This is a genomic window from Plantactinospora sonchi (assembly GCF_036422035.1).
Taxonomy (GTDB): Bacteria; Actinomycetota; Actinomycetes; order Mycobacteriales; family Micromonosporaceae; genus Plantactinospora; species Plantactinospora sonchi.
In genome coordinates this window covers 134,370-150,195 of record NZ_JAZGQK010000033.1, presented here as the reverse complement: position 1 = coordinate 150,195, position 15,826 = coordinate 134,370, and the positions used below count along the sequence as shown (strand labels likewise).

General features: G+C 71.5%; 15 protein-coding genes. 8 read left to right on the top strand and 7 right to left on the bottom strand.

Translation table 11 applies throughout. The annotated features are described in order from the left end of the window. Positions 1-208: 208 nt before the first annotated feature. The gene (gene leuE / locus V1633_RS31610; protein ID WP_331217963.1) at positions 209-883 is read right to left on the bottom strand and encodes a leucine efflux protein LeuE; all 675 of its coding nucleotides are present in this window, start codon (positions 881-883) and stop codon (positions 209-211) included. Next, a complete protein-coding gene (locus V1633_RS31605) occupies positions 883-2,145 on the bottom strand; it encodes a bifunctional pyridoxamine 5'-phosphate oxidase family protein/GNAT family N-acetyltransferase (protein WP_331217962.1) in 1,263 nt (420 codons plus the stop codon). The genes leuE and V1633_RS31605 overlap by 1 nt, the downstream gene beginning before the upstream one ends. Before the next feature lie 50 nt (positions 2,146-2,195). Here V1633_RS31605 and V1633_RS31600 point away from each other — a divergent pair, with 50 nt between their 5' ends. Then, positions 2,196-3,536 (top strand): aminotransferase class I/II-fold pyridoxal phosphate-dependent enzyme, encoded by a 1,341-nt coding sequence (locus tag V1633_RS31600; protein ID WP_331217961.1) that lies wholly within the window; start codon positions 2,196-2,198, stop codon positions 3,534-3,536. 29 nt (positions 3,537-3,565) lie between these two features. Next, a complete protein-coding gene (locus V1633_RS31595) occupies positions 3,566-4,264 on the top strand; it encodes a UdgX family uracil-DNA binding protein (RefSeq protein WP_331217960.1) in 699 nt (232 codons plus the stop codon). 16 nt (positions 4,265-4,280) lie between these two features. Here the strand turns inward: V1633_RS31595 and V1633_RS31590 are convergent, their stop codons facing one another. Continuing rightward, positions 4,281-4,505: a hypothetical protein gene (locus tag V1633_RS31590; RefSeq protein WP_331217959.1), complete on the bottom strand. Its 225-nt coding sequence runs from the start codon at positions 4,503-4,505 to the stop codon at positions 4,281-4,283. A 111-nt stretch (positions 4,506-4,616) separates the two neighbouring features. Between V1633_RS31590 and V1633_RS31585 the strand changes: the two genes are divergently transcribed. From V1633_RS31585 to rny, 6 genes are all read left to right on the top strand, one after another. Further along, positions 4,617-5,759 (top strand): acyl-CoA dehydrogenase family protein, encoded by a 1,143-nt coding sequence (locus tag V1633_RS31585; protein WP_331217958.1) that lies wholly within the window; start codon positions 4,617-4,619, stop codon positions 5,757-5,759. 96 nt (positions 5,760-5,855) lie between these two features. Further along, entirely contained in the window at positions 5,856-7,265 is a 1,410-nt protein-coding gene (locus V1633_RS31580; protein ID WP_331217957.1) for an MFS transporter, read from the top strand. 58 nt (positions 7,266-7,323) lie between these two features. Then, positions 7,324-7,524, top strand: a complete 201-nt coding sequence (locus V1633_RS31575; RefSeq protein WP_331217956.1) for a DUF3046 domain-containing protein — start codon at positions 7,324-7,326, stop codon at positions 7,522-7,524. A 207-nt stretch (positions 7,525-7,731) separates the two neighbouring features. After that, positions 7,732-8,778 (top strand): recombinase RecA, encoded by a 1,047-nt coding sequence (recA, locus tag V1633_RS31570; protein WP_331217974.1) that lies wholly within the window; start codon positions 7,732-7,734, stop codon positions 8,776-8,778. Between the two features lie 23 nt (positions 8,779-8,801). Continuing rightward, positions 8,802-9,524, top strand: coding sequence for a regulatory protein RecX (locus V1633_RS31565; protein WP_331217955.1), 723 nt, complete (start codon positions 8,802-8,804; stop codon positions 9,522-9,524). An 818-nt stretch (positions 9,525-10,342) separates the two neighbouring features. Beyond that, positions 10,343-12,118, top strand: a complete 1,776-nt coding sequence (gene rny / locus V1633_RS31560) for a ribonuclease Y (protein WP_331217954.1) — start codon at positions 10,343-10,345, stop codon at positions 12,116-12,118. A 111-nt stretch (positions 12,119-12,229) separates the two neighbouring features. Here rny and V1633_RS31555 read toward each other — a convergent pair whose 3' ends face one another. The 4 genes from V1633_RS31555 to V1633_RS31540 all read right to left on the bottom strand — a co-directional run bounded on the left by V1633_RS31555 (position 12,230) and on the right by V1633_RS31540 (position 15,590). Next, positions 12,230-13,123: an amino acid ABC transporter permease gene (locus V1633_RS31555; RefSeq protein WP_331217953.1), complete on the bottom strand. Its 894-nt coding sequence runs from the start codon at positions 13,121-13,123 to the stop codon at positions 12,230-12,232. After that, positions 13,123-13,797 (bottom strand): amino acid ABC transporter permease, encoded by a 675-nt coding sequence (locus tag V1633_RS31550; RefSeq protein ID WP_331217952.1) that lies wholly within the window; start codon positions 13,795-13,797, stop codon positions 13,123-13,125. Before V1633_RS31550 ends, V1633_RS31555 begins: the two co-directional genes overlap by 1 nt. Before the next feature lie 84 nt (positions 13,798-13,881). Beyond that, positions 13,882-14,748: a glutamate ABC transporter substrate-binding protein gene (locus V1633_RS31545; RefSeq protein ID WP_331217951.1), complete on the bottom strand. Its 867-nt coding sequence runs from the start codon at positions 14,746-14,748 to the stop codon at positions 13,882-13,884. A gap of 62 nt (positions 14,749-14,810) precedes the next feature. Beyond that, entirely contained in the window at positions 14,811-15,590 is a 780-nt protein-coding gene (locus V1633_RS31540; RefSeq protein ID WP_331217950.1) for an amino acid ABC transporter ATP-binding protein, read from the bottom strand. Positions 15,591-15,826 lie beyond the last annotated feature (236 nt).

The following is a 15,826-nucleotide window of genomic DNA, read 5'->3' as shown; positions in this document are numbered from 1 at the left end:
ACACGCCGCCGGGCGGGCTTCCGGCAACATCCGGGACAGGGTTCAATGACATCGCGGGCTCTTGACTGGCTTGGGTGTAGGAACCGTTTGCCTATCAAGAGCCCGCGACCATACCCAGCCGCCACGCCGGAACCAACCAGCCTCCTACCACCTCACCGACAACCAGGTTCAGAAACAGGCTCTATAGGAAGGGGCCCTTCCCAACACCTCAGCCGGCGGTGGCGGTGGCCAGCTTGAGACCGAAGCCGAGGAAGAGCGCCCCGATCCCGGTGGTCACGCCGGCGGCGAGTCGCCGCCGGGCGCGGAACTGGGCGGCCAGGAAGGTGCCGGCGAAGATCAGCATGGTCAGGTACAGCGCGCTGACGACCTGGGCGATCAGCCCGAGCAGCAGGAACGACAGGGCCGGATAGCGGTAGTCCGGGTCGACGAACTGGATGAAGAAGGAGATGAAGAAGAGGATCGCCTTCGGGTTGAGCAGGCTGATCACCACTGCCCGCCGGAACGGGCGGTCGGCCGCCCCGGCCGGGCGCGCGATGTCGCCCGGTCGCGGGGCCGTCGGGTCGTTGCGGGTACGCCAGCGCCGCCACGCGCCGCGCAGCATGGTCAGCCCGACGTAACCGAGGTACGCCGCACCGGCGTACTTGATCACGAGGAAGACCGGCGGGTACGCCGACAGCAGCGACGCCACCCCGGCGGCGGAGAGCAGCATCAGTACGGCGTCGCCGACGAACACCCCGGCGGCGGCCCGGTAGCCGGGGCGTACCCCGGTCCGGGCGGCGGTGCTGAGCACGAAGAGCGAGTTCGGTCCGGGCAGCAGGATGATGGCGACGGTGCCCAGCACGTACGTCCAGATGTCGGTGATTCCCAGCACGCCGGACATCATCACCCCACCGGCACTCCCGGGCGAAGTTTTTTCCGCAGCTCAGCCTGTGCTTCCGGCCACTGTTCGGCGAACATGGCGTACTGCACGGTGTCCCGCCAGCTGCCGTCCGGGCGCAGCCGGTGCCGGCGCAGCACCGCCTCGCGGGTCGCGCCGAGTCGTTCGATCGCCCGCTGGGAGCGCTCGTTGCGGATGTCGGTGTGCCAGACCACCCGTTCCGCGCCCAGTTCCTCGAAGGCCCGGGTCAGCAGCAGCAGCTTGGCCTCGGTGTTCGCCCCGGTACGCCACCACCGGCGGCCGAGGAAGGTGTGTCCGATCCCGACCGCCCGGTGTGCCGGGTTGATCTCGTAGTACGAGGTGCTGCCGATCACCTCGTCGGTGCGGGCGTCCCGGATCACCCACGGCACCCGCTCACCCCGCCAGGCGGCGTCCAGGGCGTTGCGGACGATCCCGGCCAGGTCCGCTGGGCCGGTCGGCGCGGGAACGCTGAGGAACGACCAGACCTCGAGGTCCCGGGTGGCCGCCCAGAGTCCGTCGACGTGCGACTCGGCCAGCGGTTCGAGTCGGACGTGTTCGCCGGTCAGCGGCGCCGGGGTGTGCCAGGGGGAGAGGTCGGCACGCAGGTAGTCGGGCAGCGGGGCGGTCACCCCGGCGTCCGGCTCGGGCCGGCCGGTGACCAGGCGCAGCGGCAGCACCCCGGCCCAGTGCGGCAGGGCGTGGTCCTCCGGCTCGTCGACGACACCGCCGGTGCGGGTCCGTACCGAGACCTCGCGCAGCGGCAGGGCGAGCACCGCCGTCTCGGCGAGTTCCTTGCGGGTCGGCGGCCGGCTGTCCGTGGCCCGGCCCCGGCCGACCTTCTCCACCAGCGCGGTCATCGCGGCCCGCTTCTCCGCCTCGTCGGTGACCAGGTGCGCGGTGCCGTGCGCGATCACCGAGCGGTAGTTCGCGCTGTGGTGGAACTGCGAGCGGCCGTAGACCAGGCCGTCGAGCGAGGTGACCGCGACGCAGACCGGCAGGCCGGTGTCGCCCCGGGCGGCCAGCAGTGGCCGGCTTCCGGTGGAGCCGTGCAGGTAGAGCGTCTCGCCGACCCGGACGTGCAGGGTGGGCAGCAGCCGGGGTTCACCGTCCACGGTGAAGCCGAGGTGGCAGTGGTGGGCCTCGTCGAGGAGTTCGTGGGCCGCGGCCCGCTGGTAGCCGATCCGGCCCCGGTCCCGGGTCGCGGTGGTCCGGCTGGTCCGCTCGTACGTCGGTGTCCGCTCGTCCATCTTCCCGCCTCCTTGCCTCTCGCCGTTTGTGCTAGTACGATGCTGAAACTGTGGCAGCACATTATCAGATTGCCGGTACGACGGCAGCGGAGATTTCCGCCAGCGTGGAGAGCGGGGTGCGCACCAACGCCCTGCCCGCAGGCACCCTGCTACCCGCCGTCCGGGCCCTCGCCGGTGAACTCGGGGTCAGCCCGGGGACGGTCGCCAAGGCCTACCAGGTGCTCCGCCAGCGCGGCGTGGTGGAGACCGCCGGCCGCAACGGCACCCGGATCCGACCCGAACCCCCGGTCGGCGGGCGCCGGGCCGACCTGCGGCTGCCCGCCCCGCCGGGCGCGCTCGACCTCTCCGTCGGCGGCCCCGACCAGCGACTGCTGCCACCGCTCGGTCCCCATCTGGCGACGCTCGCCGCGACCGCCGGCCCGCCGACCGGTTACGAGCGCGGCGGCGTGCTGCCCGAGCTGGTCGACGCGGCCCGGGAACGGCTGGCCGCGGACGGCGTACCGGCCGACGCCGTCACCGTCACCGGCGGTGCCTCCGACGGCATCGAACGGCTGCTCGTCTCCAACCTGAGCCCCGGCGACGCGGTCGCAATCGAGGACCCCGGCTGGGCCAACCTGATCGACCTGGTCGCCGCGCTCGGGCTCCGGATCGTGCCGATGCCGGTCGACGACGACGGGCCGACCCCGACCGGGTTGCGGGCGGCGCTCGCCGCCGGCGCCCGGGCGGTCATCGTCACCAGCCGGGCGCACAACCCGACCGGCGCGGCGGTCACCGCCGAGCGGGCGGCACAGCTGCGTCAGGTGCTGGCCGGGCACCCCGACGTCCTGCTGATCGAGGACGACCACGCCGCCGAACTCTCCGTCGAGCCGTTGCACCCGCTCGCCGGCGCGACCGGGAGCTGGGCGTTCGTCCGGTCCGCCAGCAAGCCGTACGGGCCGGACCTGCGGGTCGCGATCCTCGCCGGGGACGAGGCGACCGTCGCCCGGGTCGCCGGGCGGCTGCGGGTCGGCGCCGGCTGGGTCTCCACCGTGCTGCAGCGGCTCACCCTCGCGCTCTGGCGGGACCCGCAGGTCACCGACCGGATCGACCGGGCCCGGGAGGGGTACGCCGAGCGGGTGGCCGCGCTGCGGGCCGCCCTCGCCGAGCGGGGCGTGACCGCGCACGGGCGTACCGGGATCAACGTCTGGGTGCCGGTGCCCGACGAGACCCGGACCGTCGCCGGGCTGCGCGACGCCGGTTACGTCGTCGCTCCCGGCGCGCTCTACCGGCTCGGCAGCGGCCCCGGCATCCGGATCACGGTCAGCCCGCTCACCGGTGCCGACATCACCCCGCTGGCCGACGCGGTGGCCCGGGCCGCCGTTCCCGCCACGCCGACGACCCTGAGTGCGTGACGTCGGAGGTACCGGGTAGAACATGCGTCATGTCGGAAACCGAGACCGCCCCCGGGGCCCAGGAGTTCATCCCACCCGACGCGGAGACCCTGGCCGACCTGCGCACCGCCGCCGGCGGCTGCCGCGGTTGCGAGCTGTACCAGGACGCCACCCAGACCGTCTTCGGCCGGGGTGACGAACGCGCCCGGGTGGTCTTCGTCGGCGAACAGCCCGGCGACGTGGAGGACCGGCAGGGACTGCCGTTCGTCGGACCGGCGGGGCACCTGTTGCGCCGGGCCGTCGACGAGGCCGGGATCGACCCGACCCAGCTCTACATCACCAACGCCGTCAAGCATTTCCGTTTCGAGTCGCGCGGCCAGCGGCGGATCCACAAGACGCCCGACGGCACACACATCGTGGCCTGCCGGCCGTGGCTGGTCGCCGAGTTCGCCCGGCTGCGTCCGGAGGTCGTCGTGGTGCTCGGCGCGACCGCCGCGAAGGCGCTGCTCGGGCCCTCGTTCCGGGTCACCCGCTCCCGGGGTGTGCTGCTGCCCTGGCCGGATTCGGCCCAACGGCCGCAGGACTTCGCGCAGGTGCCGGTCGGGCCGACCGGTCAGCGGGAGTCGGTGGCGCAGACCCGGCTGGTCGCGACCATCCACCCGTCCGCGGTGCTCCGCGCCGACGACCGGGACAGCGCGTACGCCGGACTCGTCGCCGATCTCCGGGTGGTGGCCGGCGCGCTGAGCTGACGGCGGGAGGGTCGGGTCACTCCGTCATCCCGACCGGGTCGGTGCGGACCCAGCGCAGTGTCCACCGGCCGTCCTGGTCGGGGCGCGGTCCACGCGCGTACAGGTGCTCCGCCCCCGGCCCGGACGGCCGGTCGTCGGCGAGCACCCAGCGTGCCGGCGGGAGCCCGTCCGGACCGGCCGGCAGGTCCAGCAGTGTGCCGTCGGCGGGCCCGTCGGTGAACCGGACCGTGACCCTGGCCATGACAACTCCTTCCGTCCACTCCGCCCGTTCGTGCCGACCACTGGTCTACCCGGTGGGCCGACCCGCACACCAGGGGTCGGGATTTCCGGTCCGCCGGGGCAGACTCGTCACATGGAACAGCATCTCTACGAGCCGGTGCACGACGACTTCCGGGCGCTGTGCCGGGCGTTCCTGGCCCGTGAGGCGGTGCCGTACCACGACCGGTGGGAGGCCGCCGGCATCGTCGACCGGGAGGTCTGGCGGCGTGCCGGTGCCGCCGGCCTGCTCGGCATGGACCTCCCCGAGGAGTACGGCGGCGGCGGCCAGCGCGACTTCCGGTTCAACGCGGTGCTGGTCGAGGAGGTGGTCGCCGCCGGCTGCACCGGGCTCGGGTTCGGGCTGCACAACGACGTCGTCGCGCCGTACCTGGGTGACCTGGCCACCGAGGAGCGGCGGCGCCGCTGGCTGCCCGGCTTCTGCTCCGGGGAACTCGTCACCGCGATCGCGATGACCGAACCGGGCGCCGGCTCCGACCTGGCCGGGATCCGGACCACCGCCAGACGGGACGGCGACACGTACGTCCTGGACGGACAGAAGACGTTCGTCACCAACGGTGAACTGGCCGACCTGGTCATCGTGGTGGCGAAGACCGCGCCGGAGCGGGGCGCGCACGGGATCAGCCTGATCGCCGTCGAACGGGACACCCCGGGTTTCGACCGGGGCCGCCGGCTGGCCAAGGTCGGGTTGCGGGCCAACGACACCGCGGAGCTCTTCTTCGCCGACTGCCGGGTGCCGGCGGCGAACCTGGTCGGCGCGGAGAACCACGGCTTCTACCACCTGATGGCGAACCTGCCCCGGGAACGGCTCGGCATCGCGGTCGCGGCGGTCGCCGCCGCCGAGCGGATGCTCGGGCTCACCCTGGGGTACGCCCGCTCCCGGGAGGCGTTCGGCCGGCCGGTCGGCTCGTTCCAGCACAACCGGTTCCTCCTCGCCGAGCTCGACACCGAGGTCACCATCGCCCGGACGTTCCTCAACCACTGTCTCGCCGAGTTCGCCGCCGGTCGGTTGTCCGCGGTGGACGCGGCCAAGGTGAAGTGGTGGACCACGGAACTGCAGAACCGGGTGGCCGACCGCTGCGTCCAGTTGCACGGCGGCCACGGTTACATGCTCGAACAGGCGGTCGCGAAGTCCTGGTTGGACAGTCGGGTGCAGACCATCTACGGCGGCACCACCGAGATCATGAAGGAGATCATCGGCCGTGACCTCGGCCTGTAGCGTACGCCGGTGAGGAAGGGCCCCTTGTCGTCGCCGGAGCGGCAGTCGGTGGCGGAAGGGAGCGCCTTCCCGACAGCACCGCAGGGGGGAGCGGAGATGACGACGGGTTCGCGGGGCACGGCGGTCGGACCGGACACCGGTCGGGACGGTGCCGGTGGCGTCGGAGCGGGTACCGAACGGGGGGCGGGCGGGGCCGCCGGGCTGGAAGCCGGTGCGGTGGCCCGGATCCAGCGGCGGACGCTGTTGCTGCTCTGCGTCACCCAGGTGATCGGCGGGGTGGGCATGACGATGGGCATGTCCGTCGGTGTGCTGCTCGCCGCCCGGCTCGGTGGCACCGCCATCTCGGGGCTCGTGCAGAGCGCCGCGGTGGTCGGTGGCGCCCTGCTCGCCGTACCGGTGACCCGGATCATGCGCGGCGGCGGCCGGCGTCCCGGGCTGGTGGCCGCGTACCTGGTCGGGGCCGTGGGCGGGGTCCTGATCGTGGTCGCGGCGGCGACCGGCTGGGTGCCGCTGCTCTTCGTCGGTGCGCTGCTCTTCGGCGGTGGCACGACGGCCAACCTCCAGGCCCGGTACACCGCGGTCGACCTGGCCGAGCCGACCCGCCGGGGGCGACAACTGTCGCTGGTCGTCTGGGTCACCACGATCGGTGCGGTGACCGCGCCCAATCTCGCCGCCCCGGCCGACGACGCGCTCGGCTGGACCGGTCTGCCACCGCTGGCCGGCCCGTTCGTCGTCGGCGTCCTCGCCTTTGTGCTCGCCGCGGGCGTACTCCTGGTGCTGCTGCGTCCGGATCCGCTGCTGACCGCGCGGCGCCTCGCCACCGCTTCGGCGGCGGACCCGGCGGCGCCCGCCGGTGTCGGCCTGGTCGGGCCGACGCCGGCCGGTCGCGGCGACGGGCTGCGCGCGGCGGTACGGCTGGTGCGTGCCCGCCCGGCCGTCCGGCTCGGCATCGCCGCGGTGGCGGTGGGGCACCTGGTGATGGTCGGGGTGATGACGATGACGCCGGTGCACCTCGGCGAGTGGCACTCCGACGCCGACGTGCTGCGGATCGTCGGCATCGTGCTCAGCCTGCACATCGCCGGCATGTTCGCCTTCGCCCCGGTGGTCGGCTGGCTCACCGACCGGATCGGCCGCCGGGCGGTGATCATCGGCGGGACCGGTACGCTGCTCGCCGCCTGCGCGGTCGCCGGCACGGCCGGGCACGACACGGTACGGGTGTCGATCGGGCTGGCGCTGCTCGGGCTCGGCTGGTCGGCCACCATGGTGGCCGGCTCGACCCTGCTCTCGGAGTCGGTGCCGGCCGGGGTCCGGCCCGCCGTCCAGGGACTGTCGGACCTGACCATGGGACTGGCCGGGGCGTTGGCCGGGGCGTTGAGCGGGTTTGTCATCCAGACGGCCGGTTATCCGGTGCTCAACCTGCTGGCGGCGGTCGCCGTCGTACCGCTGCTGGCGCTAGCGTTGCGGACGGCTCTCGGCCCGCCGTCGGCGCGGACGACAACGGTGTGACCGTCGGGGGCGGGCAGGTGTCCGACCGGACGGTCGGGCCGGGAAGGGGAGTGTCGGGGTGCGGCTGACAGACTTCTGGACGCGTCTGGAGCAGACGTTCGGCTCGGCGTACGCCGGCAGTCTCGCCGCCGACCAGGTGTTGCCCCAGTTGGGTGGCCGGACGATCCGGGAGGCGCTCGACGCCGGCGAGGAGACGGTGGTGGTCTGGCGGGCGGTCTGCGCGGCGTACCCCGACCGGGTGCCGGGCCGGCTACGCTGAGTCCCACTCCGTGCAGTGATCCAGTGAGTACTTAGGGTATTTTTGCGTGTCGTGCGTTGAGTCGTACACCTGTTCGGCTATTGTCCACAGCGGGGCGCCCGTCCACAGGCCGCGGCCAGCCGGCTGTTTTCTGTCGGACCGAGCGCCTAGCGTGTGCGCGTGACGAAAAGTGCAGCGAAGACGCCGGCGAAGGCAGGGGTGGCGACCATGGCGGCAGGGCCTGACCGGGAGAAGGCACTCGACCTAGCTCTCGCTCAGATCGACAAGCAGTTCGGCAAGGGTTCGGTGATGCGGCTGGGGGAGAGGCCGGTCATCCAGACGGCCGTGATTCCGACCGGTTCGATCGCGCTCGACGTGGCACTCGGCGTGGGCGGGCTTCCGCGCGGCCGGGTCGTCGAGATCTACGGGCCGGAGAGCAGCGGTAAGACGACGGTGGCGCTGCACGCGGTCGCCAGCGCCCAGCGGTCCGGCGGGATCGCCGCGTTCATCGACGCCGAGCACGCGCTCGACCCGGAGTACGCGAAGGCGCTCGGCGTCGACACCGACGCGATGCTGGTCTCCCAGCCCGACACCGGTGAGCAGGCGCTGGAGATCGCCGACATGCTCGTCCGGTCCGGTGCGCTGGACATCATCGTGATCGACTCGGTCGCCGCACTCGTGCCGCGTGCCGAGATCGAGGGCGAGATGGGCGACAGTCACGTCGGCCTCCAGGCCCGGTTGATGAGCCAGGCGCTGCGGAAGATCACCGGTGTGCTCAACAACACCGGCACCACGGCGATCTTCATCAACCAGCTCCGGGAGAAGATCGGTGTCATGTTCGGCAGTCCCGAGACGACCACGGGCGGTCGGGCGCTGAAGTTCTACGCCTCGGTCCGACTCGACGTGCGACGCATCGAGAGCCTCAAGGACGGCACCGACGTGGTCGGTAACCGGACCCGGGTCAAGGTCGTGAAGAACAAGGTCGCGGCGCCGTTCAAGCAGGCCGAGTTCGACATCATGTACGGCAAGGGCATCTCCCGGGAGGGCTCGCTGATCGACGTCGGCGTGGAGCAGTCGATCATCCGCAAGTCCGGCGCCTGGTACACCTACGACGGCGACCAGCTCGGCCAGGGCAAGGAGAAGGCCCGCGAGTTCCTGCGGGAGAACCCGGACGTCGCGGCCGAGATCGAGAAGAAGATCCTGGAGAAGCTCGGTGTCGGGGTGACCGGAGCCGACGCGGCCGGCGGGCCGGAACTGCCGCCGGTGGACTTCTGAGTCGTCGGCTGAGTCGACGACCCATGGCGGGACGACGTGGTGCCCGAACGGGCCGGGGCTGGGACGCGGCCCCGGCCCGTTCGGGTGGTGGTGAGGCCGGGCGGCCGCGACGTGGCCGTGCCGGGGTTCCGGGGCAGCCCCGGCGGGGCGAGCCGGCCGACGACCAGTCCCGGGACGAGGGCGACGGGTCGGCCGGGCCGTCCCGTCCGGCTGACGAGGCCGAGCGGGCCCGGGAGATCTGCCTACGGCAGCTCGCGGTGCGACCGCGGACCCGGGCGGAGTTGGCCACCGCGCTGGCCCGGAAGGGCATCTCCGCGGAGGTGGCCGACCAGGTCCTGGACCGGTACGACGAGGTCGGCATCATCGACGACGCTGCCTTCGCCCGGGCCTGGGTCAGCAGTCGACACCAGGGTCGGGGGTTGGCCCGCCGGGCGCTCGCCAACGAGCTGCGCCAGCGGGGGGTGGACGCGGAGACCGCGACCGAGGCGCTCGGCGAGCTGGACGAGACGACCGAGGCCGAGACCGCCCGGGCGCTGGTCGACCGGAAGCTGAGGAGTGTCACCGGCACTCCCGATGCGGTCTTCCGGCGGCTGGTCGGCATGCTGGCCCGTAAGGGCTATCCGCCGGGCGTGGCGGTCCGGGCGGTCAAGGACGCGCTGGCCGAGCGGGACGCCGAGGCGGCCGAGTTCGCCGACCAGATCGACGCGGACGCGCTCGCGGAGGCCGAGGCGGAACTCGACCGGTAGTGGCCGCGTCGTCGGTGCGTGACGGCTGCCGGTTCATGATCATCGACGTCGGGGCATTGGTTATGGTCACCGGGTGGATACCGGACGGTCCTGGGAGCGCTTCCGGCGGCGGTACGTCGACTGTCCGAATCCGGCCAACCTGAGGAGTCGGATTCCTGACTCGCCCCGTTATGCCCGGGACCTCCTTGGCGTGGGGTGAGCGTCCATGTGCCCTGTGTCAGGCACCTCGTCGGATCATGAGTTTCTTGACCGAATGCCCCATCGCGACCTAGCCTCGCCTTAGACGAGTTTTCCCGACCATCGCAGGCTAAGCGCACAACATAGATCGCGTAACAGTACGGCATCACTTCGGCCAGTTCATCGGCCAGATACGCGCTACCGGGCAGGCCGGCCCGGTAACCGTGGCACCACAGTCCGGTCGTGGGCCGTGCTCCGCTGGGCCCGGCCGCGCGGCCGTACCCTAGGCCAGCCGCCTCGGTCGGGCGTCGTGACAGCCGTAGGGCGCGCGCCTCACCCGTAGGCGCAGCCCCTCCGGCGCCGGACGGCAAAGGGGAGGCGGCCATGACTGAGCGGGCCACGGGCAGGAGCAGAGCCAGACACGGCGCGACGGCGTCCAGTGCGCCGGAACGGTACGCCGCGGTGGCGCCCGGTGTGCCGGGGCGGCGGTCGACGTCCGCGCAGCCGGTGCGGGGACGGCAGGCCATGCCGGCACCCCGCGTGCCGGCCCGGTGGACGGCGGCGGTCAGCGTGTCGGCCGGGTGGACGGCGGCGGCCCGCGTGTCGGCCGGGTGGAGTGTCGAGCGTGGTGAGGCGACACCATGAGCGGCCTGGAGTGGGCCCTGCTGGTCGCGATCGTGCTGCTTGCCGGGCTGGTGGTGGTCGCCATCGCGCTCGGTGCCCGGGCACTGCGCCGGCTCGGCGCGGTCGCCGCGGCGCCGCTGCCCGACGATCCGGCGTTTGTCGCGGAGAAGGACCGCCAGGAGCAGTCCCTGGCGGCGTTGCGGAGTGCGGCCGACGAGGCGTCGTCGAGTGTCGACACGGCCAAGTCGGCGGCCGCCTCGGCCCGGGCCGAGGCCGCCGCCGCGAAGGCGGAGGCGAGTGCCGCCCGCGCCGAGGCGCAGCGGGTGCTCGACGCCGCCCGGGCCGAGGCGGACACCGTGCTGGACCGGGCGCACCGGCAGGCCGAAGCGGACGCGGAGCAGGTCCGGGCGGCGGCCCGGCGTAGCGGTGAGCGGGAGATCTCGCTGCTCGCCTCCACCACCCGGGAGCAGGCCGCCGAGGTCGAGCGGCGGGCCCAGCGAATGGACGAGCGGGAGCGCCTGCACGCCGAGGAGGTCGACCGGCTCGCCGAGCGGGAACGTCGACTGACCGCGGCGGCGGCCGACCTGGCGGCTCGGGAGGCGGCGCTGGCGGCCCGGGAGACCGCGCTGGTCGAGGCCGAGGAGCAGCGGAAGCGGGAACTGGAGCGGATCGCCGGCCTGACCGCCGACGCCGCCCGGGTCGAGCTGGTCGAGGCGATCGAGGGCCAGGCCAAGCGCGAGGCGGCGATCCTGGTCCGGGACATCGAGGCGGACGCCCGGAACACCGCCGAACACCGGGCCCGGCACATCGTGGTCGACGCGATCCAACGGGTGGCGAGCGAGCAGACGGCGGAGAGTGTGGTCAGCGTGCTGCACCTGCCCGGTGACGAGATGAAGGGCCGGATCATCGGACGTGAGGGCCGCAACATCCGGGCCTTCGAGTCGGTCACCGGGGTCAACCTGATCATCGACGACACCCCCGAGGCGGTGCTGCTCTCCTGCTTCGACCCGGTACGCCGGGAGATCGGCCGGCTGACCCTGGAGAAGCTGGTGCTCGACGGCCGGATCCACCCGCACCGGATCGAGGAGGTCTTCGAGACCGCCAAGCACGAGGTCGAACGGCTCTGCAAGCGGGCGGCCGAGGACGCGCTGGTCGAGGTCGGGATCACCGAGATGCATCCGGAGCTGGTGAGTCTGCTCGGCCGGTTGCGCTACCGGACGTCGTACGGGCAGAACGTGCTCAAGCACCTGGTGGAGACCGCGCACATCGCCGGGATCATGGCCGCCGAACTCCGGCTGGACGCGCCGACGATCAAACGGTGTGCCTTCCTGCACGACATCGGAAAGGCGCTCACCCACGAGGTGGAGGGGAGCCACGCGCTGATCGGCGCGGACCTGGCCCGCAAGTACGGCGAGGCCGAGGAGGTCGTGCACGCTATCGAAGCGCATCACAACGAGGTGCAGCCGCAGACCATCGAGGCGGTGCTGACCCAGGCGTCGGACGCCTGTTCCGGTGGCCGGCCGGGCGCCCGGCGGGAGAGCCTGGAGGCGTACGTCAAGCGGCTGGAGCGGATCGAGGAGATCGCCGGCGGCAAGTCCGGGGTGGAGAAGGTCTTCGCGATGCAGGCCGGCCGGGAGATCCGGGTGATGGTCAAGCCGGACGACGTCGACGAGATCGGCGCGGCGGTGCTGGCCCGGGACGTGGCCAAGCAGATCGAGGAGGAGCTGACCTACCCGGGGCAGATCCGGGTGACCGTGGTACGCGAGTCCCGGGTCACCGAGATCGCCCGCTGACCGGTACCCCGGAAAGCGACACCGGCGGCCGCCTCCCTCGCGGGAGGTGACCGCCGGTGCGGTGTCTCGGTCGACGGTGGTGCCGAGCAGGTGGGGTCGGAGGCCGGCCGGTCAGGCGCCGACGACCGCGCCCTCGCCCGCGCCCTGCGGTACGGACGGCTGCGGCGTGTCGGCGACCTTGGGGGCCCGTCCGCCACGGTTGCGGCTGCGCCGGTCGAGCCAGTTGGCGAGCATGGTGAGCAGCGAGTTGAGAATGATGTAGATGACCGCGACCACCATGGCGGCGGCGACGACGTTGCCGTAGTTGGCGGACAGGTCGTTGACGCCGCGTTGCAGCAGCTCGGGGTAGGCGACGATGTAGCCGAGCGCGGTGTCCTTGAGCAGGACGACCAGCTGGCTGACGATCACCGGCAGCATCGACCGGGCGGCCTGCGGCACCAGGATGTGCCGCATCACCAGGCTCTTGCGCATGCCGATCGCGTACGCCGCCTCGGACTGTCCCCGGGGGACGGCCCGGATGCCGGCCCGGAACGCCTCGGCGAGCACCGAGCCGTTGTAGAGGGTGAGCCCGATGACCACCGCCCAGAAGGCCGAGACCGGTGCCTGGATCATGAACGGCACGGCGTAGAAGATGAAGAAGATCATCAGCAGCAGCGGCACGGCCCGGAAGAACTCCACGACCGCGCCGGCCGGGATGCTGATCCACCGGTGCTCGGAGAGCCGGCCCACCGCGAAGATGACGCCGAAGGCGAGCGAGAACACCATGCCGGTGGCGGCGGCGAACAGTGTCGCGCGCAGGCCCGGAATGATGAATCCGGTCCAGGTGCCCGACTCGGCGAACGGCTTCCAGAGGGCCCCGGACCACTGCCCGGCCTCGTCGAACTTCTGGTAGATCCACCAGAGCAGGGCGAGGAGCGCGACGCCGAAGACGACGGTCAGTACGGCGTTGCGGACCTTGGCCCGGGGTCCGGGGTGGTCGTACAGGACCGAGGTGGTGTTGCTCATCAGCGCTTCACCGCCAGCCGGTTGGCGAGCCATCCGAAGAAGTAGCCCGTCGGGATCAGGAGCAGTGCGAAGGCGCCGGCGAAGACCGCGAAGATCAGGATGCCGGCGTTGCCGTACGAGTTGATCAGGTCCTTCATCACGCTGGACGACTCCATCAGACCGATGGTGCCGACGATCGTGCTGTTCTTGCAGAGCGCGATCAGGATGCTGCCCAGCGGCGCGACGACGGCCCGGCCGGCCTGGGGCAGCACCACGATGCGCAGGGTCTGGGCGAAGGTCAGCCCGATCGCCCGGGCCGCCTCGGCCTGCCCGGCCGGCACGGTGTTGATGCCGGAGCGGATCGCCTCGCAGACGAACGCGGCGGTGTACGTGGAGAGCCCGATGACACCCAGCCAGTAGACGTTGGTGTCGAGCTCCTCGGACAGCGTCAGGCCGAGCGTGCTGTAGAGACCGAAGTAGCAGAAGAAGATGATCAGGGTCAGCGGCGTGTTGCGGAAGATGTTGACCCAGCCGGCGCCGAACAGCCGCAGCACCGGAATGGGGGAGACCCGCATCGCGGCCAGGACCACGCCGAGCACCAGTGCGAGCACCGAGGAGGCGCCGGTCAGTTTGAGGATCCAGACGAAGCCCGACACCGTGGCGTCGACGTTTGCCGGATCACCGAATACGTCCATGTGTCCTTGCTCCTGGAGAGCACATCGGGCCCTGAACGACAGCCGGGGCCGGCGGGTGTTCGCCGCCGGCCCCGGGTCAGACGATCAGGCGGGGCAGTTGGTCAGCTTGCTGGTGTCCAGGGTGGGGGCGGGGGTGCCGCTCTTGCCGAGGGTCTTGTCCCAGGCGGCCTTGTAGGTGCCGTCCGCCGCGGCGGCGGTGAGGATCTCGTTGACCTTCTTGCAGCCCGCCGTGTCATCCTTCTTCAGCCCGATGCCGTACGGCTCGGTGGAGAAGGGCTTGCCGACCACCTTGAGCTTGCCCGCGTACTGGTCCTGCGCGGCGTAGCCGGCGAGGATGATGTCGTCGGTGGTGACCGCGTCGACCTGGCCGTTCTCCAGCAGCGGCAGACACTTGGTGTACGCGTCGAACTGCTGCAGCTTCGCCTTCGGGTAGTCGGTCTGGATCCGCTTGGCCGGCGTCGAGCCGTTCACCGAGCAGACCGTCTTGCCCTCCAGCGACTCCGGGCCGGCGATCGTGGTGTTGTCCGCCTTGACCAGCAGGTCCTGGCCGGCGATGTAGTACGGCCCGGCGAAGTTGACCTTCTGCTTACGCTCGTCGTTGATCGTGTAGGTCGCCACGACGAGGTCGACGGTGCCCTGCTGGATGAACGGCTCCCGGTTGGGCGTGGTGGTGGTCTTCCACTCGATGCCGCTCTCCTCGACACCCAGACCCTTGGCAATGATCTTGCCAATCTCGATGTCGAAGCCCTCGTACGTGCTTCCGGTCTGCAGACCGAGGCCGGGCTGGTCGGACTTGACGCCGATGACCAGCTTCTTGCTCGACTCCGCCTTGCCGACGATCCCGGACCCGGAGCCACCCGAACCGGTACCGTTGCCATCACCGCCGCAGGCGGCGACGGTGAACGAGAGTGCCGCGACCGCGGCCATCGCCGCCACGCGCGTGATACGCATTCCTCTTCCCCTTCTTCGACTTAGCGCACCGGCCAACCGACCGGGCGCTCCACACAGGACGCCTAGTGCGTCAGGATCTTCGACAGGAAGTCCTTGGCCCGCTCGCTGCGCGGGTTGGCGAAAAACTCGGCGGGCGGAGCGTCCTCGACGAGCTGTCCGTCGGCCATGAAGATGACCCGGTTGGCGGCGTGCCGGGCGAAGCCCATCTCGTGCGTCACCACCACCATGGTCATGCCGTCCTTGGCCAGCGAGGTCATCACCTCGAGCACCTCGCCGACCATCTCCGGGTCGAGGGCACTGGTCGGCTCGTCGAAGAGCATCGCCTTGGGCTGCATGGCCAGTGCCCGGGCGATCGCGGCCCGCTGCTGCTGTCCGCCGGAGAGCTGCGCCGGGAACTTGTCGGCCTGGCTGGCGATGCCGACCCGGTCGAGCAGTTCGAGGGCCCGCTTCTTCGCGGACTCCGGCTTCTCCTTACGCACCTTGATCGGCCCGAGGGTGACGTTCTCCAGGATCGTCTTGTGGGCGAAGAGGTTGAACGACTGGAAGACCATGCCCACGTCGCTGCGCAGGCGGGCCAGGGGCCGGCCCTCGGCGGGCAGCGGCTGGCCGTCAAAAACGATGGTCCCGGAGTTGATCGACTCCAGGCGGTTGATCGCCCGGCACAGTGTCGACTTGCCGGACCCGGACGGTCCGATCACCACGACGACCTCACCCCGGCTCACCGAGAGGTTGACGTCCTGCAACACGTGCAACGGGCCGAACCACTTGTTGACTCCGTCAAGCCGGATGAGCGGTTGGTCGGTCGTACCACTCACTTCGCCCGCCTGGCTCCGCTCGGTCATGCCCCACCTGTCTCGTCCACGGTCTGTCACACCGGATTCCGCTGAATCAGTGACGCAACTCTAGGGGACCTGACGTGCTGGAACGCAATCGAGTTCATCACGGGGCGGTAACGACGACCACGAAGATCGGAACTGTCCGTTAAGGTCTGTGGACTATTTGTGACCATTGGCTGTGGAATAGGACGCCTGGGCAGGACACGCGCCGGCGGCGGTGCCGGATCCGGGCCGGTGACCGG